The 25839-nt window shown below is 68.2% G+C and carries 21 protein-coding genes; 11 read left to right on the forward strand and 10 right to left on the reverse strand.

Going from position 1 to position 25839, the window contains the following annotated elements:
* Positions 1 to 68: 68 nt before the first annotated feature.
* Both P3H15_RS11870 and P3H15_RS11875 read right to left on the reverse strand, forming a co-directional pair.
* The gene (locus tag P3H15_RS11870) at positions 69 to 419 is read right to left on the reverse strand and encodes a hypothetical protein (protein ID WP_276137405.1); all 351 of its coding nucleotides are present in this window, start codon (positions 417 to 419) and stop codon (positions 69 to 71) included.
* A gap of 1 nt (position 420) precedes the next feature.
* Complete coding sequence (locus P3H15_RS11875; protein ID WP_276137406.1) at positions 421 to 1443, reverse strand: hypothetical protein; 1023 nt, start codon at positions 1441 to 1443, stop codon at positions 421 to 423.
* 204 nt (positions 1444 to 1647) lie between these two features.
* Between P3H15_RS11875 and leuA the strand changes: the two genes are divergently transcribed.
* The 4 genes from leuA to P3H15_RS11895 all read left to right on the forward strand — a co-directional run bounded on the left by leuA (position 1648) and on the right by P3H15_RS11895 (position 11851).
* The gene (leuA, locus tag P3H15_RS11880; protein WP_276137407.1) at positions 1648 to 3456 is read left to right on the forward strand and encodes a 2-isopropylmalate synthase; all 1809 of its coding nucleotides are present in this window, start codon (positions 1648 to 1650) and stop codon (positions 3454 to 3456) included.
* A 206-nt stretch (positions 3457 to 3662) separates the two neighbouring features.
* Positions 3663 to 5402: a cytochrome c oxidase subunit I gene (ctaD, locus tag P3H15_RS11885; protein WP_276137408.1), complete on the forward strand. Its 1740-nt coding sequence runs from the start codon at positions 3663 to 3665 to the stop codon at positions 5400 to 5402.
* A gap of 417 nt (positions 5403 to 5819) precedes the next feature.
* On the forward strand, positions 5820 to 11306 hold the full coding sequence (locus P3H15_RS11890) for a biotin carboxylase N-terminal domain-containing protein (RefSeq protein WP_276137409.1): 5487 nt from the start codon (positions 5820 to 5822) through the stop codon (positions 11304 to 11306).
* 164 nt (positions 11307 to 11470) lie between these two features.
* Complete coding sequence (locus P3H15_RS11895) at positions 11471 to 11851, forward strand: SHOCT domain-containing protein (protein ID WP_276137410.1); 381 nt, start codon at positions 11471 to 11473, stop codon at positions 11849 to 11851.
* A gap of 58 nt (positions 11852 to 11909) precedes the next feature.
* On the opposite strand, the gene P3H15_RS11900 is transcribed toward P3H15_RS11895, so the two are convergent.
* Positions 11910 to 12803 carry a LysR family transcriptional regulator gene (locus P3H15_RS11900; RefSeq protein ID WP_095862914.1) on the reverse strand — a complete coding sequence of 298 codons (894 nt, stop codon included), beginning with the start codon at positions 12801 to 12803 and terminating at the stop codon, positions 11910 to 11912.
* A 72-nt stretch (positions 12804 to 12875) separates the two neighbouring features.
* Here P3H15_RS11900 and P3H15_RS11905 point away from each other — a divergent pair, with 72 nt between their 5' ends.
* Genes P3H15_RS11905 through P3H15_RS11915 form a run of 3 tightly spaced genes read left to right on the forward strand, consistent with a single transcriptional unit; the run spans position 12876 to position 15775 of the window.
* Complete coding sequence (locus P3H15_RS11905; RefSeq protein WP_276137411.1) at positions 12876 to 13793, forward strand: EamA family transporter; 918 nt, start codon at positions 12876 to 12878, stop codon at positions 13791 to 13793.
* 25 nt (positions 13794 to 13818) lie between these two features.
* A complete protein-coding gene (locus tag P3H15_RS11910) occupies positions 13819 to 15072 on the forward strand; it encodes a MurT ligase domain-containing protein (RefSeq protein ID WP_276137412.1) in 1254 nt (417 codons plus the stop codon).
* Positions 15065 to 15775 (forward strand): type 1 glutamine amidotransferase, encoded by a 711-nt coding sequence (locus P3H15_RS11915; RefSeq protein ID WP_276137413.1) that lies wholly within the window; start codon positions 15065 to 15067, stop codon positions 15773 to 15775. Before P3H15_RS11910 ends, P3H15_RS11915 begins: the two co-directional genes overlap by 8 nt.
* Before the next feature lie 80 nt (positions 15776 to 15855).
* Here the strand turns inward: P3H15_RS11915 and P3H15_RS11920 are convergent, their stop codons facing one another.
* The gene (locus P3H15_RS11920) at positions 15856 to 16872 is read right to left on the reverse strand and encodes a type IV toxin-antitoxin system AbiEi family antitoxin domain-containing protein (RefSeq protein ID WP_276137414.1); all 1017 of its coding nucleotides are present in this window, start codon (positions 16870 to 16872) and stop codon (positions 15856 to 15858) included.
* Positions 16873 to 17074: 202 nt separating this feature from the next.
* On the opposite strand from P3H15_RS11920, the gene P3H15_RS11925 reads away from it, so the two are divergent.
* On the forward strand, positions 17075 to 17521 hold the full coding sequence (locus P3H15_RS11925) for an SRPBCC family protein (protein WP_276137415.1): 447 nt from the start codon (positions 17075 to 17077) through the stop codon (positions 17519 to 17521).
* Positions 17518 to 17850, forward strand: a complete 333-nt coding sequence (locus P3H15_RS11930; RefSeq protein ID WP_072938215.1) for a helix-turn-helix transcriptional regulator — start codon at positions 17518 to 17520, stop codon at positions 17848 to 17850. Before P3H15_RS11925 ends, P3H15_RS11930 begins: the two co-directional genes overlap by 4 nt.
* Before the next feature lie 125 nt (positions 17851 to 17975).
* On the opposite strand, the gene P3H15_RS11935 is transcribed toward P3H15_RS11930, so the two are convergent.
* From P3H15_RS11935 to P3H15_RS11955, 5 genes are all read right to left on the reverse strand, one after another.
* The gene (locus P3H15_RS11935) at positions 17976 to 19433 is read right to left on the reverse strand and encodes an MFS transporter (protein ID WP_276137416.1); all 1458 of its coding nucleotides are present in this window, start codon (positions 19431 to 19433) and stop codon (positions 17976 to 17978) included.
* An 84-nt stretch (positions 19434 to 19517) separates the two neighbouring features.
* Positions 19518 to 20090, reverse strand: a complete 573-nt coding sequence (locus P3H15_RS11940) for a TetR family transcriptional regulator (protein WP_276137417.1) — start codon at positions 20088 to 20090, stop codon at positions 19518 to 19520.
* Positions 20087 to 20695 (reverse strand): recombination mediator RecR, encoded by a 609-nt coding sequence (recR, locus tag P3H15_RS11945; RefSeq protein ID WP_005248644.1) that lies wholly within the window; start codon positions 20693 to 20695, stop codon positions 20087 to 20089. Before recR ends, P3H15_RS11940 begins: the two co-directional genes overlap by 4 nt.
* Positions 20696 to 20704: 9 nt before the next feature.
* Positions 20705 to 21022: a YbaB/EbfC family nucleoid-associated protein gene (locus tag P3H15_RS11950; protein ID WP_218028832.1), complete on the reverse strand. Its 318-nt coding sequence runs from the start codon at positions 21020 to 21022 to the stop codon at positions 20705 to 20707.
* 140 nt (positions 21023 to 21162) lie between these two features.
* Complete coding sequence (locus P3H15_RS11955; RefSeq protein ID WP_276137418.1) at positions 21163 to 21597, reverse strand: SRPBCC family protein; 435 nt, start codon at positions 21595 to 21597, stop codon at positions 21163 to 21165.
* A gap of 248 nt (positions 21598 to 21845) precedes the next feature.
* Here P3H15_RS11955 and P3H15_RS11960 point away from each other — a divergent pair, with 248 nt between their 5' ends.
* Positions 21846 to 23297 carry an FAD-binding oxidoreductase gene (locus tag P3H15_RS11960; RefSeq protein ID WP_276137425.1) on the forward strand — a complete coding sequence of 484 codons (1452 nt, stop codon included), beginning with the start codon at positions 21846 to 21848 and terminating at the stop codon, positions 23295 to 23297.
* Positions 23294 to 24595, forward strand: coding sequence for a class I SAM-dependent methyltransferase (locus tag P3H15_RS11965; protein WP_276137419.1), 1302 nt, complete (start codon positions 23294 to 23296; stop codon positions 24593 to 24595). Before P3H15_RS11960 ends, P3H15_RS11965 begins: the two co-directional genes overlap by 4 nt.
* Positions 24596 to 24616: 21 nt before the next feature.
* Here the strand turns inward: P3H15_RS11965 and P3H15_RS11970 are convergent, their stop codons facing one another.
* Positions 24617 to 25663: a type IV toxin-antitoxin system AbiEi family antitoxin domain-containing protein gene (locus tag P3H15_RS11970; protein ID WP_276137420.1), complete on the reverse strand. Its 1047-nt coding sequence runs from the start codon at positions 25661 to 25663 to the stop codon at positions 24617 to 24619.
* Positions 25664 to 25839: the final 176 nt, after the last annotated feature.

Below are 25839 nucleotides of genomic sequence, written 5' to 3' on the forward strand. Positions count from 1 at the left end.
GTGAGTGGCAAAGCGTGCGCGAGCACACTTTGCCACTCACCTACCGGAAGTCCCAGCGCGACAACCGCTCAGGGTCGCCGGATCTTCGCGTCGATGCGGTGGATGCGCAGGTCGTGTGGCGGGATCCGGAACGTCTCGATCACCCGGACCGTCGCGAGGGTGCGGCCGAGGAGTCCGGCGTCCAGGAGGTAGTCGACGGTGACGTCGTCGCCGTCGACCGTCCACACGCAGTCGCGGATCGACCGGATCACCCGGTACTGGGGGCCGCCGGACAGGCTTCGGCGCAGGTGATTTCCGGAGAATGCCGTCTTCAGCCCCATCTCGTACCGCACGGCCCGGGGTTCGATGGGCACCGAGTTGCCGTCGTGGCTGAGCAACGCGTCCAGATAGGCCCGGGCGACATCGACCTGTGTGTTCATCTCAGTAGTCGAACACTTCGGTCGCGGCGAGCACCAGCGTTTCCGCGTCGTCGCAGCTAGGTGCGGACGCCGCGACGGACGCCGTCAGGCGGTTGCCGATCTTGTCGCGTTCGCTCACCGGGCTCGACGGCAGGTTCGTGTCGAACACGGACCCCGGATAGAAGTAGTAGTGGCATTCGATCGCGTCCCGGAAGTAGGTGAACGGCTTGTCGTCGAGTTCGACCGTTTCGGGTCCGCCGGCCTGCGACGGTTCCGGCGACAGCGCCAGCTGCACGGACGCCTCGGCGCCGCCGCGGAGTGTCAGGAGGCATTCGTAGGGGCGGCTGCCGGGGGTGAACGTCTCGACGCCCCGTCTGGGCAGCTGCTCGACCACCCGGCACGGATCCTGCTGTGCGAGAGGAATATCCGACGGCCAAGACACCGGGGACCCCAGCCTGCCCACGACCGACGCGAGTACAGTGCGGGCCTCGGCGCAGTCGTCGCCCGCCGCGGAGTCGCCCGTCCCGCCTGCCCCGTCGAGGTACGACACGTGCCCCCAGCGCCCCGGCGCGTAACCTGCCGCGCCCGGGACCGGCGGCAGCGAGAAGTAGAGCGTGCACGTGCCCGGGAGTGCGCCGGCCGCGGGACGCACCTCGATTCCCGACGTCGCCTCCCCCGCACCGGTGCGCTCCGTGGGTTCGCGTTCACCCACCGTCACCTCGACCCAGACGGGGTTGGCGGGTGTGCCGCGGGCAGGCACCAGTTCGGCGTGGCAGGTCGACAGGTCGCCGACGGGCCCGTACGCGGTGACCTGCCCGAACGAGGCGATCAGATCTCGGTCGAGCAGACCGCACGGTGCGAGGTCGCGGGCCGCGGCGGCGACGGCCAACTCCGCGCGGGTGTGCTCGCTGACCGGCAGGCCGTAGATCGGCTCACCTGTCCCGGCGACGCTCGGCGCCCCCGCGACGACGCTGGAACACGACACCAGCAGCATCACAAAAACGGCGGCCACCAGCGGTGATACCACCGTCGCGCTGCGGCCCACCGCTCACTCCTCACTCGGACTTCGAACCCCGGCACGCGAACGACGATGCCCGGAGTACAGTGCTGAGTATGCAGCGCGCACTCCTCCTTGGTTGCCGCGACGGGGTCTGATCCAGACTGGCTTCCCGTCGCGGGGTTTCTCGTGCGCCGGTCGACACAGCCGTTGGACTCCCGACAGTCCACATCGAACCTGGAGATCAATCCCATGTCCCCCGCTGACGCCTTTACCTCCGGAACGCGCACCATCACGCCGCCTTCCAAGCCTGCTCCCTCCGATCAGCCGGAATGGAACACGCAGAAGAATTCGTCGATGCCGACGTTCCGCTACCGCTCCTTCTCCGAGGAAGTGGAGCCGGTGTCGCTGCCGGACCGCACGTGGCCCGACAAGATCATCGACCGCGCCCCGCAGTGGTGCGCCGTCGATCTCCGTGACGGCAACCAGGCGCTGATCGACCCGATGAGCCCCGCCCGCAAGCGCCGCATGTTCGAACTGCTGGTGCGGATGGGGTACAAGGAGATCGAGGTCGGCTTCCCGTCTGCGAGCCAGACGGACTTCGACTTCGTCCGCGAGATCATCGAAGACGGCGCGATTCCGGACGACGTCACCATTCAGGTGCTCACGCAGTCCCGGCCGGAGCTGATCAAGCGCACGTTCGAGGCCTGTGAGGGCGCGAACAAGGTGATCGTCCACTTCTACAACTCGACGTCCGTCCTGCAGCGCCGGGTGGTGTTCAAGGCCGACCGCGAGGTGATCAAGAAGATCGCGACGGACGCGGCGACCCTGGCCCTCGAAGAGGCGAAGAAGTACCCGGACACGCAGTGGCGCTGGGAGTACTCCCCCGAGTCGTACACCGGCACGGAACTCGAGTACGCCAAGGAGGTGTGCGACGCCGTCACCGAGGTGCTGCAGCCGACGCCGCAGAACCCGGTGATCCTGAACCTGCCCGCCACCGTCGAGATGGCGACGCCGAACGTGTACGCCGACTCCATCGAGTGGATGCACCGCAACCTGGCCCGCCGCGACTCGGTCATCCTGTCGCTGCACCCCCACAACGACCGCGGCACCGGTGTGGCCGCCGCCGAGCTGGGCTACCAGGCCGGGGCCGACCGCATCGAGGGCTGCCTGTTCGGTAACGGTGAGCGCACCGGCAACGTCTGCCTGGTCACGCTCGGACTCAACATGTTCACCCGGGGCGTCGACCCGCAGATCGACTTCTCGAACATCGACGAGATCCGCCGCACCGTCGAGTACTGCAACCAGCTGCCCGTTCACGAGCGCCACCCGTACGGCGGCGACCTCGTGTACACCGCGTTCTCCGGCAGCCACCAGGACGCGATCAACAAGGGCCTCGACGCCATGAAGTTCGACGCCGACTCGCAGGACGCGGACGTCGACGACATCCTGTGGGCGGTTCCCTACCTGCCGATCGACCCGAAGGACGTGGGCCGCACGTACGAGGCCGTGATCCGCGTGAACTCGCAGTCCGGCAAGGGCGGCGTCGCGTACATCATGAAGGCCGATCACGGGCTGGTGCTGCCCCGTCGCCTGCAGATCGAGTTCTCGCAGGCCGTCCAGCGGATCACCGACGGCGAGGGCGGCGAGGTGTCGCCCAAGGAGATGTGGGACGTCTTCCACGAGGAGTACCTGGCTCCGATCACGCCGCTCGAGCGGATGAAGCAGAAGGTCACCGCGGCCGAGGAGGACGGCGGCACCGACTCCATCACCGCGACGGTGAAGGTCGACGGCAAGGAGCACGAGATCTCGGGTTCGGGCAACGGCCCGCTCGCCGCGTTCGTCGACGCGCTCGCCACGATCGACTTCGACGTGCGCGTCCTCGACTACTCGGAGCACGCCATGTCGGCGGGCGACGACGCCCAGGCGGCCGCGTACGTCGAGTGCGCGGTGACCGCCCCCGACGGTCGGAACACCGTGGTCTGGGGTGTCGGCATCGCGACGTCGATCACCACCGCGTCGCTGCGCGCCGTCGTCTCGGCGGTCAACCGGGCGCACTGACCGCTTCCGCACCACCGCTGCCGCAGGCGCGCATCACGCGCACCTGCGGCAGCGTCGTTTCCGCGGCGGCTCATTTTCAGGCCCCCGGTTTTCAGGCCCCCGGTTTTCAGGCCCCCGGAAAATGGCGCTCTCCGGGCACCGGGTGACTACCCTGGTAACGGAGTCCACACCGGACCCGAACCGCCTCGGACCCTTCGGGGGGCGTCGTGAATCTGGCATTTCAACAGCATCGTCCGGTCCGTCCGTATCCGGCCCGGCGCCGCCCCAAGGGCGGCTTCTTCTACAAGATGATCACGACGACGGACCCCAAGGACCTTGGGATTCTGTACCTGATCACGTCGTTCGCCTTCTTCATGGCCGGCGGTCTGATGGCCCTGCTGATCCGCGGCGAACTCGCGGTCCCGGGTCTGCAGTTCCTGTCGAACGAGCAGTACAACCAGCTGTTCACGATGCACGGCACGATCATGCTGCTGCTGTACGCGACGCCGATCGTGTTCGGGTTCGCCAACTACATCCTGCCGCTGCAGATCGGTGCTCCCGACGTCGCGTTTCCCCGCCTCAACGCATTCAGTTACTGGGCGTTCCTGTTCGGCGGGACCATCGCGATCGCGGGCTTCGTCACCCCGGGCGGCGCCGCGGACTTCGGCTGGACGGCGTACTCGCCGCTGACGAGCGCCCTGCATTCGCCGGGCGTCGGCGCCGACCTGTGGATCATGGGGCTGGCGCTGTCCGGCCTCGGCACCATCCTCGGCGGGGTCAACATGATCACCACCGTCATCTGCTTGCGGGCGCCGGGCATGACGATGTTCCGGATGCCGATCTTCACGTGGAACATCTTCGTCACCAGCATCCTGATCCTGGTCGCGTTCCCGATCCTCACGGCCGCGCTGATGGGTCTGTTCGTCGACCGTCACCTGGGCGGGAACCTGTACGACCCGGCGACCGGCGGCGTGCTGCTGTGGCAGCACCTGTTCTGGTTCTTCGGCCACCCGGAGGTGTACATCGTGGCGCTGCCGTTCTTCGGCATCGTCACGGAGGTGTTCCCGGTGTTCAGCCGCAAGCCGGTGTTCGGGTACAACGGGCTCGTCTACGCGACGATCGCGATCGCGGCCCTGTCGATCGCCGTGTGGGCGCACCACATGTACGCGACCGGCGCGGTGCTGCTGCCGTTCTTCTCGTTCATGACGTTCCTGATCGCGGTGCCCACCGGGGTGAAGATCTTCAACTGGGTCGGCACCATGTGGAAGGGTCAGCTGACGTTCGAGACCCCCATGCTGTTCTCGCTCGGCTTCCTCATCACGTTCATCTTCGGCGGCCTCACCGGCGTCATCCTCGCGAGCCCGCCGCTGGACTTCCACGTCACGGACAGCTACTTCGTCATCGCCCACTTCCACTACGTGCTGTTCGGGACGATCGTCTTCGCCACCTACGCCGGCATCTACTTCTGGTTCCCGAAGATGACCGGACGCATGCTCGACGAACGCCTCGGCAAGTGGCACTTCTGGACGACGTTCACCGGGTTCCACGGCACGTTCCTCGTCCAGCACTGGCTCGGCGCGGAGGGGATGCCGCGCCGCTACGCCGACTACCTGCCCTCGGACGGCTTCACCGTCCTCAACTCGGTGTCCACGGTGTTCGCATTCGTCCTCGGCGCGTCGACGGTGCCGTTCGTCTGGAACGTCTTCAAGAGCTACCGGTACGGCGAGGTGGTGACGGTGGACGACCCGTGGGGTTTCGGCAACTCCCTCGAGTGGGCGACCAGCTGCCCGCCGCCGCGGCACAACTTCACGGAGTTGCCACGCATCCGCTCCGAGCGGCCGGCGTTCGAACTGCACTATCCGCACATGGTCGACCGGATGCACCGCGAGGCGCATGTGGGCCTGCGGGGCGCGGTGGCGCATGCGACCGAACCCGTCGCCGTCGAACCGAAGGTGAACCCTCAGTAACTTCCGTGTGAAAGTTCCCGTCTGCGAGAACATCTCGAAAAATCGGACGAATCCGACTCTGTGACAACGGGTTGCAGACAACTCGCCGAAGGACGCCCAGTTGGACGGAATTCCGGCCTTCTTACTCTCTCGTAGGGTCGACACGCAAGTCCTTGAAGACTTGACAAGCCGATCGGGGCCCCGCAGAAGTTACGCGCGGGTACATATTTTCGACGTTATGCTCGCATTCCCCGAGCATCGGCCCTGCAACGACGCAGGTCCGGCGATCGCGTTCGGGGCGCCCCTGGAGGTAGTCAAGCGGGTTGTGCAGGGGTGCACGTGTCCGCGAAGGCGGCACCCAGTCCTCGGCGGGACATGGCCTTGGCCATCGAAACACTCTGCGGATCAATGAGTTTTACGGAAACGGAGCGATAACAGATGTTCAAGCGAATAGCGATAGTGAACCGCGGCGAGGCGGCCGTCCGCCTGATTCGTGCCGTGCGCGAACTGAACGCCGAGCACAACTACGGCATCCGCACGATCGCCCTGCACACCGAGGCGGAACGTCGCGCGATGTTCGTCCGGCAGGCCGACGAAGGTGTGTGCTTGCGCACAGTCAAGACCGGCACCGCCTACCTCGACCACACCGAGCTCGCCCGCGCGCTGCGCGAGAGCAAGGCCGACGCCGTGTGGGTCGGCTGGGGCTTCGTCGCCGAGGATCCCGCGTTCGTGGAGGTCTGCGACCAGCTCGGCATCACGTTCATCGGCCCGCCCGCCGAATCGATGCGCCTGCTCGGAGACAAGGTCGAGGCCAAGCTCCTCGCCGAGAAGGTGGAGGTCCCGGTCGCGCCGTGGAGCGGTGGCCCCGTCGCCACCCGCGCCGACGCCCGCCGTCACGCCCAGGCCATCGGCTACCCGCTCATCATCAAGGCCCGCTCCGGTGGTGGTGGCCGCGGTATCCGCAAGGTGTGGTCGGAAGACGAACTCGAACTCGCGCTCGAACGCACCCAGGGTGAGGCCCAGCGTTCCTTCGGCGACCCCGTCGTGTTCATCGAGCGGCTCGTCACCGACGCCCGCCACGTCGAGGTCCAGGTCATCGCCGACAAGCACGGCAACGTCTGGGCTCCCGGCGTCCGCGACTGCTCCATCCAGCGCAAGAACCAGAAAGTGATCGAGGAGTCCAGCTCCCCGCTCCTCACCGACGAGCAGTCGAAGAACCTGCGCAGCGTCTCCGCCGACCTCGTGCGCGCTGCCGGTTACCACGGCGCCGCCACGGTGGAGTACCTGTACCAGCCCGAGCAGAAGTCCTTCACCTTCCTCGAGGTCAACACCCGCCTGCAGGTAGAGCACCCCATCACCGAGGCCACCACCGGCATCGACCTGGTGAAGCTGCAGATCCTCGTCGCGAACGGCGAGCCCCTGGTCGGCGACTGCCCGTCCGAGTTCGGTCACGCCGTCGAGGCCCGCCTCAACGCGGAGGACGCCGCCAACGGCTTCGCTCCCGCACCCGGCGCCGTGCAGTTGCTCAAGTTCCCGCTCGGCTCCGGTCTCCGCGTCGACACCGGCATCGCCCAGGGCGACGTCATCCCGCCCGACTACGACTCGATGGTCGCCAAGGTCATCGCCTGGGGACGCGACCGCTCCGAGGCCCTCGCGCGGCTGCGCACCGCACTGCGCGAGACCACCGTCGTCCTGCAGGGCGGCACCACCACGAAGTCGTTCCTCCTCGAACTGCTCGACCGCGAAGAGGTCATCTCCGCATCCGCGGACACCGGCTGGCTCGACCGCACCGGCGTCGGTAGCGTCACGACGCCCACCAAGGTGGCCGACGTCGCACTGATCGCCGCCGCCATCGACGTCTACGACGCCGAGGAGAAGCTCGAGCGGGAGGCGTTCCTGTCCTCCGCTCGCGGTGGACGCCCCCGCGCCGGTCACGCCATCGGCCGCAAGGTGGAGCTCAGCTACCAGGGTCAGGCCTACGGCCTCACCGTCACGCAGGTCGGCGCCCACAGCTACCGCGTCGACGGCGACAGCCCCGACGTCGAGGTCGAGGTCGATCGGCTCAGCGAATTCGAGAGCCGCCTCGTCGTCGGCACCCGCCGCCACCACGTGGTGTCGGTCGCCGGCCGCGCCCAGTACCTCGTCGAGGTCGACGGCATCAGCCACCAGATCAGCCAGGACGAGGCCGGCGTCGTCCGCGCACCCGCCCCCGCAGTCGTGGTCGCGGTGCCCGTGTCCGTCGGCGACGAGGTCGAGGTCGGCGACACGCTGGTCGTCCTCGAGAGCATGAAGATGGAGACGGCCGTCCGTGCGCCCGTCGCAGGCCGGGTCCGCGAAGTCCTCGCGATGGTCAACTCCCAGGTCGACGCCGGCACCGCACTGCTGCGCGTCGAGGAGACCGCGGAGGAGTCCGCCGCTCCGAAGTCGCCGCGCGTCGAATTCGCGGTCGCCGTCCCCGCCTCGAAGGGCGACGTCCGCACCGACGCCCTCGAGCAGATCGACGCCCTCGGCGCCCTGCTCACCGGTTACGACGTCAGCGCGAAGCGGGCAGGCGTGCTCCTCGCCGGCTACGAGAAGCTTCGCGCCGAAATCGCGGGCGACGCGGATCTGGTGCAGGCGGAACTCGCCCTCCTGAACACGTTCGCCGACATCTGCGAGATCGGACGTAACCGTCCCACCGCAGCCGAGGAGGACGCTGACGAGCGCGTCCACAGCCCGCGCGAGCACTTCCACACCTACCTCCACACCCTCGACGTCGAACTCGAGGGTCTGCCGGAGTCGTTCACGACCCGGCTGTCTCGGGCGCTGCGTCACTACGACGTCACCGACCTCGAGCGCAATGGCGAGCTGGAGGAGGCGGTCTACCGCCTGTTCCTCGCGCAGCAGCGCATGGACAACCAGGTTCCCGTCATCGCCGCCCTGCTCGACCGGTGGCTGAACGACGGCAACGCTCCCGGCCGCGCACCCAGCGGACTCGGCGAGGTCCTGGACCGGCTCATCACCGCCACCCAGGTCCGTTACCCGGTGATCGGCAACGTCGCCCGCAACGTGCGGTTCCGGTTCTTCGACGAGCCGCAGATCCGCAAGGCCCGCGAGCAGGTGTACGACGGTGTCCGCGGCAGCCTCGAATACCTCGCCGAGAACCCCGACGCGGCGGACTACCAGGAACGCCTCGAGGCCCTGGTCGCCACCCCGCAGTCGCTGACCGAACTCCTCGGACAGCGGATCGCACGCAAGAGCACGACCGTCGGCCCGCTGCTCGAGGTCGTCACCCGGCGCTACTACGACATCCGCACGCTCGAGGACGTCACCGCCTTCGAACGCAACGGACGCCGTTTCGTCACCGGCAACTTCGACCTGCTCGGCGAGCGCCTGAACCTGGTCTCCGCCGTCGGCGAGTACGCCGAACTGCCCGGCGCGCTCGACGAGATCGGTGCCGTCGCCTCGGAGAACCCCGAGAACCTCGTCCTCGACCTCTACCTGTCGTGGACTGCGCCGCCCGCCGACCCGGACACCATGTCCGAGGACCTGCGGAAGGCACTGACGGCGCTGCCGCTGGCCGCGACCTGCCGCCGCGTCACGGTGTCCGTCTTCGGCGGAACCGACGTCGACGTCCGCAAGTTCACCTACCGCCCGGACGCAGGCGTCCTCGCGGAGGAGAAGCTGATCCGGGACATGCACCCGCTCACCGGCCAGCGACTCGACCTGTGGCGTCTGAAGAACTTCGACGGCACCCGCCTCCCCGCGGCCGCCGAGACGTTCCTGTTCAACCTGGTCTCGCGCGACAACCCCACCGACGAACGCCTCATCGCGCTCGCCGAGGTCCGCGACATCACGCCGGTCCGCAACGAGGACGGACAGGTCATCGGTGTTCCCGCCGCGGAACGCGTGCTGCAGTCGTGCCTCGACGGCATCCGCCGGGCGCAGGCCACGCGCGGCAGCAAGCGCAAGCTCGACGCCAACCGCGTCGTGCTGTACGTGTGGCCGAAGATCGACGTCCCCGTCGAGGACCTCGAGGCGTTCGCCCGGGTCGCGGCACCGCTCACCGCGGGCGCCGGCCTCGAGGAGATCACCGTCATCGCCCGCCTCCAGGGCGAGCCCGGCACGGAGTCGCGGGAGAAGGCTCTGCGCTTCTCCTACCGCACCGGCGCCGGTGTGGTCGTCAAGGTCACCGAACCGCCGACCGAGCCGCTGCAGCCGCTCGACGCGTACACGCAGAAGGTCCGCAGCTCCCGTGCCCGCGGCACCGTCTACCCGTACGAGCTGATCCCGCTGCTCACCGGCCGCGACGGCAGCTTCGTCGAGCACGACCTGGACGAGTCGGGCCAGCTGGTGCCCGTCGAGCGTCCGTACGGCCAGAACAAGGCCGGCCTCGTCGTCGGTCTGGTCACGGCCCGCACCGACCGGCACCCCGAGGGCATGACCCGCGTCGCGCTGTTCGGTGACCCGACGAAGGCACTGGGTACCGTTGCGGAAGCCGAGTGCGCCCGCCTCGTCGCCGGTGTCGACCTGGCCGAGAAGCTGGGTGTCCCCGTCGAGTGGTTCGCGCTGTCGTCCGGCGCGACGATCTCCATGGACAGCGGCACCGAGAACATGGACTGGGTCTCCCGCGGCCTGCGTCGCCTCATCACGTTCACGCAGGACGGTGGCGAGGTCAACGTGATCGTGGCCGGCATCAACGTCGGTGCGCAGCCGTACTGGAACGCCGAAGCCACGATGCTGATGCACACCAAGGGCATTCTCGTCATGACGCCCGACAGCGCCATGGTGCTCACCGGCAAGAACTCGCTCGACTACTCGGGTGGCGTCTCGGCCGAGGACAACTTCGGCATCGGTGGTTACGACCGCGTGATGGGCCCCAACGGTGAGGCGCAGTACTGGGCGCCGAACCTGCCCGCCGCGTGCGAGATCCTGTTCGCGCACTACGACCACGCGTACGTCGTTGCCGGAGAACGCTTCCCGCGTCGGGCGCAGACCAGCGACCCGATTGGGCGCGACGTGCGGTCCTTCCCGCACATCCACCCGTCCAGCGACTTCACCACGGTCGGCGACATCTTCTCCGCGGAGACGAACCCGGAACGCAAGAAGCCGTTCGACATTCGCACGGTGATGCGTTCACTCGTCGACCAGGACCACACGGTGCTGGAGCGGTGGGCCGACATGGCGGACGCCGACACGTCCGTCGTGTTCGACGCGCACCTCGGCGGATACCCGGTGAGCGTCATCGGCATCGAGTCGCGGGCCATCGCCCGTAAGGGATGGTCGCCGGCCAACGGTCCCGACCAGTGGACCGCGGGCACGCTGTTCCCGCAGTCGTCGAAGAAGACGGCCCGCGCGATCAACGCCGCCAGCGGCAGCCGGCCGCTCGTGGTGCTGGCCAACCTGTCCGGATTCGACGGTTCCCCGGACTCGCTGCGGCACATCCAGCTCGAGTACGGCGCCGAGATCGGCCGCGCCATCGTCAATTTCGACGGCCCGATCGTGTTCTGCGTCGTCTCCCGCTACCACGGTGGCGCGTTCGTGGTGTTCTCCGGAGCACTGAACGACAACATGGAGGTGCTGGCGGTCGAGGGCTCGTTCGCCTCGGTCCTCGGTGGTGCCCCCGCCGCGGCCGTCGTGTTCACCCGTGAGGTCAACTCGCGGGTGGCGGCGGACCCGTCGATCCGGGAGCTCGAGGCCAACCTGGCGGGCGCCCAGACCGACGCCCAGCAGGCTCACCTGCGGGTGGAGCTGGCGGCCCAGCAGGCCGCGGTGCGCAACGAGAAGCTCGGTGAGGTCGCGGCCGAGTTCGAGGCCGTGCACAACATCCAGCGGGCACAGCGGGTCGGCTCCGTCGACGCCGTCATCCCCGCCGTGGAGCTGCGTCCGTACATCATCGGTGCGGTCGAGCGCGGCATGCGCCGGGCGGTCGAAGCCGGCAAGTAATCCCCACCCGAACGGCCGCGGCACCTACCGGTGTCGCGGCCGTTCGGCGTTCGCGGGCGTGGCGTCAGGTCGGCCCGCATTTCACCTGTTTCGGATGACGCGGACGCCCCGACCCGGTGCGATAGTCAGCGCAGAGTGAATTCGACTGTGAATGGAGCGCTGCTATGGACTCTTTCTGGGACTTTCTCTGGGTGATCATCGTCACCTTCGGCTTCGTGGCCTACCTGATCCTGTTGTTCTCCATCATCACCGACCTGTTCCGCGACCATAAGACATCGGGCTGGGTGAAGGCGATCTGGATCGTCTTCCTGTTCTTCGTCCCGCTGCTGACCGCGCTCGTGTACCTCATCACCCGGAGCAAGAGCATGGCCGAGCGGTCGATGGCGGCCGCGCAGGAGGCGAAGCAGGCGCAGGACAGCTACATCCGTTCCGTCGCGGGCAAGTCCTCGGCCGAGCAGATCGCGGACGCGAAGGCACTCCTCGACGCGGGCACCATCACACAGGAGGAATACGACACGCTGAAGGCGAAGGCGCTGAGCAGCTGAGCACCCGCCCCGATGAAGGCCCGCCTGCCCGGCGGGCCTTCTTCCGTTTCCCGTCCCTTCACTCCGCGATCCGGGCCGCGACGTCCCGGAACGCCTGCAGCACGGTGGCGACGGCGGGAACGTCGTCGGCTGCGGGTCTGCGCGCCAGTTCGTAGATGCGGGCGGCGCGCACCCCGGCCAGGGGAAGCTGGACCACCGCGCGGCTGGTCACCGCGTGCCGGGCCAGCAGGGCCACGCCGTGACCGCCGGCGACGAGTTCCTCGATGACCCGGAAGTCGTTGATGCGCATCGCCACGTGCGGCTGCACACCGGTCGCGGCGGCCACCGACATCAGCACGTCGTCGACGGGAAATCCGCCGCGCACACTGATCCACCGCTCGTCCGCCAGCTGATCCGGGCGGACCGCGTCCTGTCCGGCGAGCGGATGGCCGGGCGGCAGGATGAGGTCGATGGGCTCGCGCATCAGCGGCTCGGCCGTCACCCGCGGCGAAGACGTGTCCGGGGCCCGCTCGTCGCGGTGGGTCAGCACCACGTCGTAATCGGCGAGCAGGGCGGGCACCGCGGCCGCGGGCAGGTCCTCGTCCCGCGCCTGCACGTCCACCCCGCTGCCGGCGAGCGCGTCCAGCAGTCCGGGCAGCAGCAGCGCGGCCCCGGACGGGAACAGCGCCACCCGCACCCGGCCGCGCGGCGAACCGCGGTAGGCGCTCATCTCCGCCGCCGCGCGGTCCAGGGCGGCCACGACGTCGTCGGCGCGGACGACGAGGGCCTGACCGGCATCGGTGAGCCGCAGCCGGCGGCCCGCCGGTTCGAGCAGCGTCACCCCGGCCTCCCGCGAGAGGATCTTGAGCTGCTGGGACACCGCCGACGGCGTCATCGACAACGCCTGTGCGGTCGCTGCCACCGTCCCGCGGTCCGCGAGCTCGCGGAGCACACGCAGCCGGGTCGCATCCATGTAGCAAAACTACATCGATGGTGCACTTTTATGCGCTTGTCCTGATTGTTTCCCGCCCTCACGATGGAAGGCATGACCTCCCGCGACCGGCTGCTCGGACTCACCGTCGTCGTCCTGTGGGGGCTCAACTTTCTCGCCATCCGCGCAGGCCTCGACCACTTCCCGCCGTTCTTCTTCGCGGCCCTGCGATTCTTCGTCATCGCGATCCCGGTGATCCTGTTCGTTCCCCGTCCGCAGGTCCCGCTGAAATGGCTGCTCGTGTACGGCCTCGGATTCGGCGTCGGCCAGTTCGCCTTCCTGTTCTGGGCCATGCACGTCGGGATGCCGACCGGGCTGGCGTCGCTGGTGCTGCAGTCCTCGGCGCCGTTCACGGTGGTCCTCGGCGCAATCCTGCTGCGGGAGCGGCTGCGGCCGACGCAGGTGGGCGGGCTGCTCGTCGCGATGGCCGGGATGACCCTCATCGGCTGGGACCGCGCCCAGCACGCCGCGCTGCTGCCGGTGGCCCTGACCCTGCTCGCGGGACTGTCGTGGGCGCTGGGCAACATCGGCAACCGCAAGGCCGCGTCGGACCAGCCGATGCGTCTGATGCTGTGGATGTGCGTCATCCCGCCGCTGCCGATGCTGGCGCTGTCGCTCGGGGTGGAGGGCCCGTCGGCCGGCTGGGACTCCCTGACGTCCTCGCTGCACGGCACCGGCCCCCTGGCGCTCGCGGGCCTCGCCTACATCGTGATCCTCGGCACGGTCGCGGGCTCCGGTCTGTGGACGGCGCTGCTCAGCCGCTACCCCGCGGGGACGGTCGCGCCGTTCTCGCTGCTGGTCCCGATCGTCGGGATCGGGGCGTCCTGGCTGGTGCTGCACGAGGAGCCGAGCGTCCTGTCGCTGATCGGCGGGGCCGTCGTCATCGCCGGGGCCGCCGCCACCCAGGTGAGCGCCACAGTGCGTCCGGGCACACTTTCGCACTCACGTGCGCCCGCGCGAGTCGGCGTCTGACCGGAGCCTGTGCAAAACTCGCGGAGTGAGTACTGGAACTAGGATCACGACGCGCGGCAAGGTCGCCCTGCGCGCAGCGGCCGCGGCCTCGTGGGCGTCGCAGAAGGCGGGGCGCGGCAAGGGCTCGATGATCGGCGGCCTGATCGCCCTCAAGATCGACCCGACCCTGATGGAACAGCTCGGCGCCCACCGGCGCACCGCGGTGATCACCGGCACCAACGGCAAGTCCACGACCACCCGGATGACCGCGGCGGCGCTCTCCACGCTCGGTGAGGTCGCGACGCAGGCGGACGGCGCCAACATGGACGCCGGCATCGTCGCGGCGCTCAGCACCCGCGTCCACGCGCCCCTCGCCGCCCTCGAGGTCGACGAACTGCACGTCCCGCACGTCAGCGACGCCGTGAACCCCGAAGCCCTCGTTCTGCTCAACCTCAGCCGCGACCAGCTCGACCGCGTCGGCGAGATCAACATGATCGAACGCAAACTCCGCGCCTGCGTCGCCGCGCACCCGGAGTCCGTCGTGATCGCCAACTGCGACGACGTCCTCGTCACCTCGGTCGCCTACGACGCGAAGAACGTCGTCTGGGTCGCCGCGGGCGGCGGCTGGGCCAGCGACGCCGCCAGCTGTCCGCGCACCGGCGAACCCATCGTCTGGGAGGGCTCGCACTGGCGCAGCACCGGCTCCGACTTCGCGCGCCCCACCCCCGACTGGTGGCTGGACGACGAAAACCTGTACGGGCCCGACGGCCTGAAGATCCCGATGACGCTCGCCCTGCCCGGGCGCGCCAACCGTGGCAACGCCGCGCAGGCCGTCGCGGCGGCCGTCGCGATGGGTGCGAAGGCGGAGGACGCGGTCGCCGCCGCGGCCACCGTGCAGGAGGTCGCCGGTCGCTACAGCACCGTCGAGGTCGGTTCGCACTCCGTGCACATGCTGCTCGCCAAGAACCCCGCCGGCTGGCAGGAAGCGCTGTCGATGATCGACCCCACCGTCGACGGCCTCGTGATCGCCGTGAACGGGCAGGTCCCCGACGGCGAGGACCTGTCCTGGCTGTGGGACGTGCGGTTCGAGCACTTCGAGGGCGTCAAGGTGGTGGCGGCCGGCGAACGCGGCACCGACCTGGCCGTCCGCCTCACGTACGCCGGAGTCGAGCACACCCTCGACCCGAACCCGTTGCGGGCCATCGCGTCCTGCCCGCCCGGACGCGTCGAGGTGCTCGCCAACTACACCGCGTTCCGCGACCTCAACACCGCCATCGCGAAGGAGGCGCGCAATGCCTGACTCGACCGTCCGCATCGGACTGGTGCTGCCCGACGTGATGGGCACCTACGGCGACGGCGGCAACGCCCTGATCCTCCGGCAGCGGCTGCGGATGCGCGGCTACGACGCGGAGATCGTCGAGATCACACTGAACGACCCGGTCCCGGAGTCCCTCGACGTGTACACGCTCGGCGGCGCCGAGGACTCGGCGCAGCGCCTCGCCACCCGGCACCTCGCCAAACACCCCGGACTGCAGAAGGCCGCCGAACGCGGAGCCCCCGTCCTGGCGATCTGTGCCGCCATCCAGGTGCTCGGCAACTGGTACGAGACGTCGAGCGGCGAACGCGTCGACGGTGTGTCGATGCTCGACGTCACCACGTCCCCGCAGGCGACGCGGTCCATCGGTGAAGTGATCACGACACCGCAGATGGACGGGTTGACGCAGCCGCTCACGGGGTTCGAAAACCACCGCGGCGGAACCACACTCGGCTCCGGAGCCCGCGGCCTCGCCCGGGTCACGCACGGCGTCGGCAACGGCGTCGGGGACGGGCTCGAAGGCGTCGTGCAGGGTTCCGTGATCGGCACGTACATGCACGGACCCGCGCTCGCCCGCAACCCCGAACTCGCCGACCTGCTACTGAAGCGGGCGCTGGGCGTCGACGAACTCGCGCCCCTCGACCTGCCCGAGGTCGAGCAGCTGCGCCGGGAGCGCCTGCGCGTCTAGGTGAGCGCCAAAGCGTGGTCCCGCACGCTTTTTCACTCACGTGGGCAGGTGAGTGGGAAAGCGTCCCTGGACACGCTTTTTCACTCACGTGGGCAGGCGGGACAGCGGTGCGTCGTGTCGGCCCAGCCCTCACGGACCAGCACCCGGCGCACCTCCTCGAACACCCCGCACGGGTCGCGGGTCGTCTCGTCCCACCCGTAGACCAACCGCGGACGGTCCGCGAGTTCCGCGGCATTGTCACGCCGACGGTCACGGAAGCGCGACTGCTGCCCACTGTGATACTGCTGCCCGTCGAGCCGGACGATCAGCGGGACACCCGTCGGGCTGTAGTCGACGTCCTCGTACAGAATCCGGCCGTCCACGACGTGCGGCATCTGGCGTTTCCCCGTCGGCAGTCCGTGCGACCTCTCGACGTCGAGCGCGTACCGATGCTCGAGGACGGATTGGACACCGTCGCCGAGCAGCGTCACGGCGTCGGCGATGTCCGTCGCGTGCCGGTACGGGCGCCGCAGCTCGAGTTTCCGGCGGAGGGCGTCGACGTGGACCTTGCCGTTGGTGGCAGCTTCGATCAATCGCGCGGCCGCTTCCTTCGGGGTTGCCTCGGACACAGCGAGGTCGAACACCGTGTCGGCCTTCGACGTTCGGGGTTGACGGAACGGGACGGCGATGTGCCCGAACGCCCGGGACCGATGGACCACGACGCCACCGTGCACGAGGGCGTTGCCGGCGGAGGTCGGGCGTGGACCGCCCGGTGCGCGTACCGTCGGCCCCTGGTTCACCGCCGAGCATTTGTAGGGCACGGTGATGTGGACGGGAGCGGACGGGTCGTCGATGCGGAGCATCCCCCACTCCTCGGCCGCGGTCCGGTGGCTGAGGATCGCGCGCCCGCCGCCGTAGAGAAGCGCGGCGGAGAGGGCCATCGGGCGCGTGAGCGGGCCGTTGGTCACCGCGATTACCCGGGGAAACACCCTCAACCATTGCCCGGTGACCACCCGGTGCCGGAGTGCGGTGGCACTGACGCCGTGCGCCCGTAGCTGTGCCGTGGTGACGACGCCGTCCTGGGCGTCGAGAAGTGCTTGCCAAGAGTCGTGTTCCATGCCGGAAACGGTGTCGGCCCGCTCCGACACGGATCGGTCCCGCAGACCCGTTTATCCACAGGCTGTGCATAACCCAGGTGAGTGGCAAAGCGTCCCCGGCGACGCTTTGCCACTCACGTATCAGTGCAACCTGGCAGTTGCACAAGGAGAGGGCGTGTGCAACCATGGAGTTGCAGAACAACCCACGAGGAAGGTGGCCGTCATGGACGCATCGAGCAGCATCACCCGGACCGTTGTCGTGAACGCCCCGAGAGCGGCGGTGTGGGCGGCGATCACGGATCCCGACAAGATCAGTCAGTGGTTCGGACAGCGCACGTCGCTCGATCTCAGCGTCGGCGGCGAGGCCGCCTTCACGTGGGACGAGCACGGCACCGCCCGCGCCGTCGTCACGGAGGTCGACGAACCGAACGCGTTCGGCTTCCGCTGGGCCGCCGACGTCGACACCGACCCGGTGATCGGCAACTCGACCCTGGTGCGGTTCACGCTGTCCGAGCACGCCGCAGGCACCGAACTGACCGTTGTCGAAACCGGATTCGACGACCTCGACCGCGACGTCGCCGACCAGAAGCGGGCCCGCGAGGCCAACATCAAGGGCTGGCACGCCGAACTCGACGAACTGGTCGCGTACCTGCACGGCGTGAAGGCATGACGGTGGGCACGTATGCCGAACTGGCCTCGGTATTCGCGGCGCTGTCCGACGAGACCCGCTGGGAGATCCTGACCGAACTGGGGCGATCAGACCAGTCGGCGTCGTCGCTGGCCACGCGACTTCCGGTGTCGCGGCAGGCCATCGCGAAGCACCTGACCGCGCTACAGGCGTGCGGGCTGGTCGAGTCGGTGAAGGTGGGCCGCGAGATCCGCTACCGCGCGCTGGGCGCCGAACTGAACAAGACGGCGCGGACGCTGGAGCGGATCGGGGCCGAGTGGGACCGTCGTTTGGCCGCCATCAAGGAGATCGCGGAATCGATGGAGGAGTAAAGACCCCAGACAGGGGTTCGGCCGGGAATGCTTCTGCATTCTCGGCCGGATCTCTGCTTCTCGAGTTTTCTCTGCTCACAGGTACAATTCCTCGATCCGCATCACTGACGATACACGCGAGTGATCTACGTCACAAGGGGTTCCACCGGACTTTTCTTCGTCCGATCGTGCCCGGGCAGGATCAGGGACACCGCGAACACCAGGACCGCGAGCACGGCGCACACCCCGTAGGCGATCGAGAATCCGGCGGCGGAGGCGACCCCGCCCACCATGCTCGCCGCCAGGACCGTCGCGACGACCGCACTGCACATGGTCGTGCCCATCGTCCGCAGCAACACGTTGACGCCGTTGGCCGCCGCCATCTGCGTGGCCGGCACGGCCCGGACGATCAGCATCGGCAGCGTGCTGTACACCAGCGCCGTGCCGATGGCCGCGACCCCGAGAGCCGCGATCACCAGCCACAACTCCTTGTTCGGCACGGTGTGCAGTGCGTAGCCGAGGACGAGGCAGATCGCGCCCGACAGGATCGTCGCCTTGGACCCGTAGCGCTCGGACACCCGGGCGCCGACCTGCGCGAAGACGATCATCGACAGGCTCGTCGGGAGCTGGCACACCGCGGCCTGGAGGATGGTCAGGCCGTAGCCGGCATCGCCGCGGGGCGCTTGAAGCAGTTGCGTGGTGATGAGGGCGTTTCCGTAGAACGCGAAGCCGACGAGCAGCGCCGTGACGTGGGGCAGCAGCACCGACCGTCGCGCCGACACCCGCAGGTCCACGAGCGGGTTCCGGTTGCGTAGCTGCTGATATCCCCACAGCGCGAACAGGAACACCGCGGACCCGAACATGCCGAGCACCGCGGGACTTCCCCAGCCCCACGAGCTGCCCTGGGTGATCGGAACGAGCAGGCAGACGAGCGCGGCGGTGAGGCCGACGGCGCCGACCCCGTCGAACCGCCCGCCCGACCGCACCTCGGACTCGCGGATGAACAGCATCGCGGCCACGGTGACCGCGAGCCCGATTCCCGCGACGACCCAGAAGAGCACGTGCCAGTTGGAGTACTCGGCGACGGCCGCCGCGAACGGCAGTCCGAGCGCGGTGCCGATCCCGAGGGTCGAACTCATCATGGCAATGGCGCCGTGGACCTTCTCACGCGGCAGTTCGTCGCGGAGGATCGAGATTCCGACCGGGATCACGGCGGCGCCCGCCCCCTGCAGTCCCCGGGCGAAGATCAGGAAGGCGATGTCGGACGTCACGGCGCAGATCAACGCGCCGATCGTCATGAACGCGAATGCGACGAGAAGCATCCGCTTCTTGCCGAACATGTCGGCGAGCCTGCCGAAGATCGGGGTGACGACCGCGCCGACCAGAAGGGTGGTGGTGATCAGCCAGGACACCGACGTCTGACTCGCGCCGGTGAACGTCGGCATGCTGGGCAGGAGCGGCACCATGACGGTCTGCAAGACGGCCTGGAACACGCCCGCGAACGCGAGAATCGGGAAGAGGTAACGCGATCCGTTGGCCGATGCGGGTTGCGCGCCCGGGTGATCCGCGAGCGCCGAGAGCGGGCGCGGCAACGAGATCGTCAAATGTCACCCCTCGCGCAGCTGGTAAATGATTGTTCACCACATTAGGTGAACAACCATTTACCCCGCAAGCCGGACAATCCGCCCTCAGCCGTCGAGCAACTCCTGCACCAGCGGGGCGTACTGCGCCACCACCTCGTCCGGCGTGCCCGTCGCATGCTCCTGCATCATCTTGCGGCGCATGACGGCGAGACCCGTCAGCATCGACATCACCAGTTCCGCGCGCAGCCGGCCATCCGGCCCGGGCAGACGTTCCGCCAGCGTGTCGATCATCTGCGTCGAATAGTTGGCCCGCAGCTTCCGGCTGCCCTCCTCGCTCGGCCCGCTCATGAACAGGATGTTCAGCGACAACGGCTTGTACGGCTCGAGCGGCCGCGCGAACATCGACACCATCCGCTCACCGAGGCCGTCCAGCGGACCGCTGAACAGCAGCTCCGCGGCGGCACGGAAGTCGACGAGGGCGTCGAACAGCTGCTCCTTCGACCCGAAGTACTTGATGATCAGCGGTGCGCTGACCCCCGCGTCCTCGGCGATGTCCTTGAGCGTGATCTCCCGGTACGGACGCGTCGCGAACGCCCGGCCCGCAGCGTCGACGATCAGCGACCGCGACTGTTCGGCCGTCCGCTTCACCGGCGCCGCGGTGCCCGGATCCGACGTCACAGCGTGCGCCTCCCCGACAACGCCCGGCCCAGCGTGAGCTCGTCGGCGAACTCGAGGTCGCCGCCCATCGGCAGACCCGACGCGAGCCGGCTGACCGTGAGCCCGGGGAAGTCCCGCAGCATCCGCACCAGATACGTCGCGGTGGCCTCGCCCTCGGTGTTGGGGTCGGTCGCGATGATCACCTCGGAGACGTCGACGCCGTCCTCCTGATTACCGATGCGCGCGAGCAACTCCCGGATCCGCAGCTGGTCGGGGCCCACCCCGGACAGCGGATCCAGCGCGCCACCCAGAACGTGATAGCGGCCCTTGAACTCGCGGGTGCGCTCCACGGCCTGGACGTCCTTCGGCTCCTCGACCACACAGATCACCGTGCGGTCGCGGCGCGGATCGGCGCAGATGCGGCAGTGCTCCTTGTCGGACACCGTGCCGCACACCACGCAGAACTGGACGCCGTCACGCACCCGCTGCAGTGCGTTCTTGAGCCGGTCGATCTCCGGCGGCTCGACGCTGAGCAGGTGGAACGCGATGCGCTGCGCGCTCTTCGGCCCGACGCCGGGCAGCTTGCCCAGCTCGTCGATCAGATCCTGAACCGGACCTTCGTACACGCCGCGCCTCTAGAAACCGGGGAGGCCCGGCAGGCCGCCCCCACCGAATCCACCCGCGAGCGGACCGAGCTTCTGCGCCGCGATCTCCTGCGCCTTGCTCGACGCGTCCTCGATCGCACCGATCACGAGGTCCTGCAGAGTCTCCACGTCGTCGGGATCGACGACCTTCGGATCGATCTTCAGACCGACCACTTCGCCTGTCCCCTTGACCGTCGCGGTCACGAGTCCGCCACCGGCCTGCCCGGTGACCTCGGCCTCGGCCATCTCCTGCTGCGCGGCCATCAGCTGCTGCTGCATCTGCTGCGCCTGCGCGAGGAGCTGCGACATGTCGGGTTGTCCACCTGGTTGCACTGACGTGGTCCTTTCTGCTGTTTCCCCTGCCAGCGTAGACCGTGACCGTCAGCGCGGTCCGGCACCGACGCCGTCGTGCGAATCCCGTCGACGGCGCCGGAGCGAACGGGACCGGGTCAGCCGAGTTCGCGCTCGAGGTTCGCCAGCACCTGCCCCTGGATCTTCTTCAGACCCAGCGGGGCGAACGTCTTCTCGAAGAAGCCGCCGATGCCGCCCGCACCCTTCCACTCGGTGGTCGTGGTGACCGTCGACCCGCTGCCGCTCGGGGCGACGACCCAGGTGGTGACGAGCGACGAGTTCGCGTCCGTCTCGGTGATCGTGTTGCCCGACACGGTGACCGTCGCCTTGATGTCGCGGGACCGCTTCTCGGTGGCCTTCAGCGTCCACTGCGCGACGGTGCCGCCGCCCTGCCCGCCCTCGAGGACGCGGTAGTCCAGGTACTGCTCCGAGAGGATGCGCGGACGCACCGTCTCGTAGTCCGTCAAAGCCGCGAGCGCCTTCTCCGGTGTGGCTGCGACGGTGATCGAACTGCTCGCGCTGACCTGGCCCACTGTTCTGACTCCTCTTGTACGATTTGTACGAAACTGCTTCCTCCTCCCATCCTGCCTTCCGTTCGCGAGTCCGGGCGATGACGTGGCAATCTATTGTGAGGTAGCTCACTTCGGCATGGTCGCGACCCGCACATTGATGAGACATTTGTGTGAATCTTGGGTCGCGCGCGCCGATATGCGTGGCTTGAACCCTCGGAGAGGGATAGCGTCAAGGTGTGGCTGCCTCTTCGGTTGAACTACTGAAAAGCATGCGGGAGGGTGGACGCCCCTTCCGTGCGCATCGCACTCTGCCCGTCACGGGAATCGACGCCCATCGCGCCGGCGTCCAACGCCTCCTCGCGTCCTACCGTGCGATTCCCACGGACGCCACCGTGCGGCTCGCGAAGAAGACGTCCAATCTGTTCCGGGCCCGGGCGCAGACCAGCGCACCCGGCCTCGACGTCTCCGGCCTCGACGGCGTCATCGCCGTCGACCCGCAGGCCCGGACCGCGGATGTCGCCGGAATGTGCACCTACGAGGACCTGGTGGACGCCACCCTGCCGTATGGGCTGGCGCCGCTGGTGGTTCCGCAGCTCAAGACCATCACCCTCGGCGGCGCGGTCACCGGCCTCGGCATCGAGTCGACGTCGTTCCGCAGCGGGCTCCCCCACGAATCGGTCCTCGAGATCGACGTCCTGACCGGCAACGGCGACATCGTCACCGCGACACCGGAAGGCGAGAACTCCGACCTGTTCTGGGGGTTCCCCAACTCCTACGGAACACTCGGCTACTCGACGCGTCTGCGCATCCAGCTCGAGCCCGTCAAACGGTATGTGGCACTGCGGCATCTGCGTTTCGACTCGCTGGACGAACTGCAGTCGGCGATGGATCGCATCGTCACCGAGCGCGTCCACGACGGCATCCCCGTCGACTACCTGGACGGCGTCGTCTTCACCGAGTCCGAGAGTTACCTCACGCTGGGCCATCAGACCGACGAGGGCGGCCCCGTCAGCGACTACACCGGCCGGAACATCTTCTACCGGTCCATCCAGCACAGTTCCGTGAACCACCCGAAAACGGACAAACTCACCATCCGAGACTATCTGTGGCGCTGGGACACCGACTGGTTCTGGTGCTCACGCGCCTTCGGCGCCCAGAACCCCACCGTCCGCCGGCTGTGGCCGAAGAGGCTCCTCCGCAGCAGCTTCTACTGGAAACTCATCGCCCTCGACCACAAGTACGACATCGGCGACCGACTCGAGAAGCGCAAGGGCAACCCGCCACGGGAACGCGTCGTGCAGGACGTCGAAGTGCCCATCGAGCGCACCGCGGACTTCGTCCGCTGGTTCCTCGACGAGATCCCCATCGAGCCGCTGTGGCTGTGCCCGTTGCGGTTGCGCGAACCCGCCCCCGCAGGCGCGTCGTCGCAACGCCCCTGGCCCCTGTACCCCCTCGAACCGAAACGCACGTACGTGAACATCGGCTTCTGGTCCTCGGTACCCATCGTCCCGGGCCGGCCCGAGGGGGCGGCGAATCGGCTGATCGAAGACAAGGTCAGCGACTTCGACGGGCACAAGTCCCTCTACTCCGATTCGTACTATTCACGAGAAGACTTCGAACGCCTCTACTACGGCGGCGATCGATACACGGAACTGAAAAAACGCTACGACCCCAAATCACGATTACTGGACCTTTTCTCCAAGGCGGTGCAACGTCGATGACAACCCTGAAAGCTTCACGCTCGCAAGACCACAAGCTGACCATCGCAGAGATTCTCGAAACTCTGTCCGACGGCATGCTCCCCCTGCGGTTCTCCGCCTACGACGGCAGCGTCGCAGGCCCGGAGGACGCCCCCTACGGACTCCACCTCAAGACGACTCGGGGCACCACCTACCTGGCGACCGCCCCCGGCGACCTCGGCATGGCCCGGGCCTACGTGTCCGGCGACCTCGAGGCCCGCGGCGTCCACCCCGGCGACCCGTACGAGATCCTCCGCGTCATGGGCGACGAACTGCACTTCCGTCGCCCGTCCGCGCTCACGCTCGCCGCCATCACCCGCTCGCTCGGCTGGGATCTGCTGCGCCCCATCGCCCCTCCCCCGCAGGAGCATCTCCCGCGGTGGCGCCGGGTCGCGGAAGGACTGCGGCACTCCAAGTCCCGCGACGCCGAGGTCATCCACCACCACTACGACGTCTCGAACACCTTCTACGAGTACGTCCTCGGGCCGTCCATGACGTACACGTGCGCGTGTTACGAGAACGCCGAGCAGACCCTCGAAGAGGCACAGGAAAACAAGTACCGCCTCGTCTTCGAGAAGCTCGGCCTCCAGCCCGGCGACCGCCTGCTCGACATCGGTTGCGGCTGGGGATCGATGGTCCGGTTCGCCGCACGCCGCGGCGTCAAGGTCATCGGCGTCACCCTGTCCCGCGAACAGGCCGAATGGGCACAGAAGGCCATCGCCGAAGAGGGGCTGTCCGACCTCGCCGAAGTCCGGTTCTCCGACTACCGCGACGTCCCCGAAACCGGATTCGACGCCATCTCCTCCATCGGTCTGACCGAGCACATCGGCGTCGGCAACTACCCGTCGTACTTCGGACTGCTGCAGAGCAAACTCCGCGAAGGCGGCCGGCTGCTGAACCACTGCATCACCCGGCCCGACAACCAGAGTCAGGCCCGCGCAGGCGGATTCATCGACCGGTACGTGTTCCCCGACGGCGAACTCACCGGCTCCGGACGCATCATCTCCGAGATCCAGAATGTCGGACTCGAGGTGCGGCACGAGGAGAACCTGCGCGAACACTACGCACTCACCCTCGCCGGATGGTGCCAGAACCTGGTCGACAATTGGGACGCCTGCGTCGAAGAGGTCGGGGAAGGCACCGCCCGCGTGTGGGGCCTCTACATGGCCGGGTCGCGACTCGGCTTCGAACGCAACGTCGTTCAGCTGCACCAGGTCCTCGCCGTCAAGCTCGGGCCGAAGGGAGAGGCGCACGTCCCCCTGCGCCCGTGGTGGAAGTAGGCGCTCCGCGCCCGTGAGTGGTTAAGGAGTCTCTGCACTCCTTGACCACTCACAGGCCCGGCAGGGGTTGTCGCCGGGCCTGCTCCATCCCTCCCGCACCAGCACGGTCTCCACTTCCTGGGCCACGACGCACGGATTTTTCGTCACCTCGTCGAACCCGTAGATGAGTCGCGGCTTCCCCTGCAGTTCCGCCGCGTTGTCGCGTCGGCGGTCCCGGAACGCCACCTCCGCCATCGCGTGCGCGCGGCGACCGTCGAGTCGCACGATGAGCGGCACACCGTGATCGGAGTAGTCGCAGTCCTCGAATAGGGTGCGGCCGTCCACGACCACGGGTGACTGCCGCCGCGCCCGTGGGAGCCCGTGCGCGTCCTCGACGTCGGTGGCATAGCGGTACTCGAGCACCGACTGCACTCCGTCGGCGAGCAGTCGTACCGCGTCCGTGAGCGCCTTGCGGTAGCGGCGCGGCCGCCGCTCCTCCATACGTCGTCGAATGTCGCGCAGAGGGATCCGGGCATCGGTCACGAGCGCGACGAGCCGGGTGTAAGCGTCCCGTGCCGTGGGCTCGGCGATCGCCACATCCAACACCGTATCCGCCCTTGCCGTCCGAGGCTGGTCCGTGTCGACGGCAATGTAGTCGTGCGCCCGCGACCGGTGCACGACGACACCGGGATGCAAAGGCGAGGACAATGCGATCGGATTGCCCGGCTTACGCGACCGACGCATGCCGGTTGCGCTCTGGCACCGCGACGACTTCCCGTACGGCACCGTGATGTGTATCGGTTCGCCGTCGCGGACGGGAACCATCCCCCATTCCTCCGCGGCGGTGATGTGGCTGAGCATCGAATGGCCGCCACCGTAGAGCAGTGCCGCCGACAGGATCATCTCCCGGGTCAGCGGGCCGTTGGTGACGGCATAGACGCCCTGGAGGACACGGCGCCACTGCCCCGAGTCCAGAAGATGCCGAACCCGGCCGCGCGTGAAGCCGAAGGGTTCGAGTTGGGACTGCGTGACGAGCCCGAACTGGGTGTCGACGAGGCGTTGAAAGTCGTGGAGATCGATGTCGGTCATACGGCGCATCGTGCGATGCGCGTCCGACTCCGATGCCGACAAAAACGCGGTTATCCACTCTGCCTGTGGATAACCGCGAAGTTGTGGATAACCCTCCCCGTGCGCCTTTTTGGTTGTTGCACGCTGGCTGTCAGCATGGTCGTGAGACACCTGGCAGTCAGCGTGGGGAGCGGAGT

Source organism: Rhodococcus sp. T2V (assembly GCF_029269925.1).
Classification (GTDB): Bacteria; Actinomycetota; Actinomycetes; order Mycobacteriales; family Mycobacteriaceae; genus Rhodococcus_F; species Rhodococcus_F koreensis.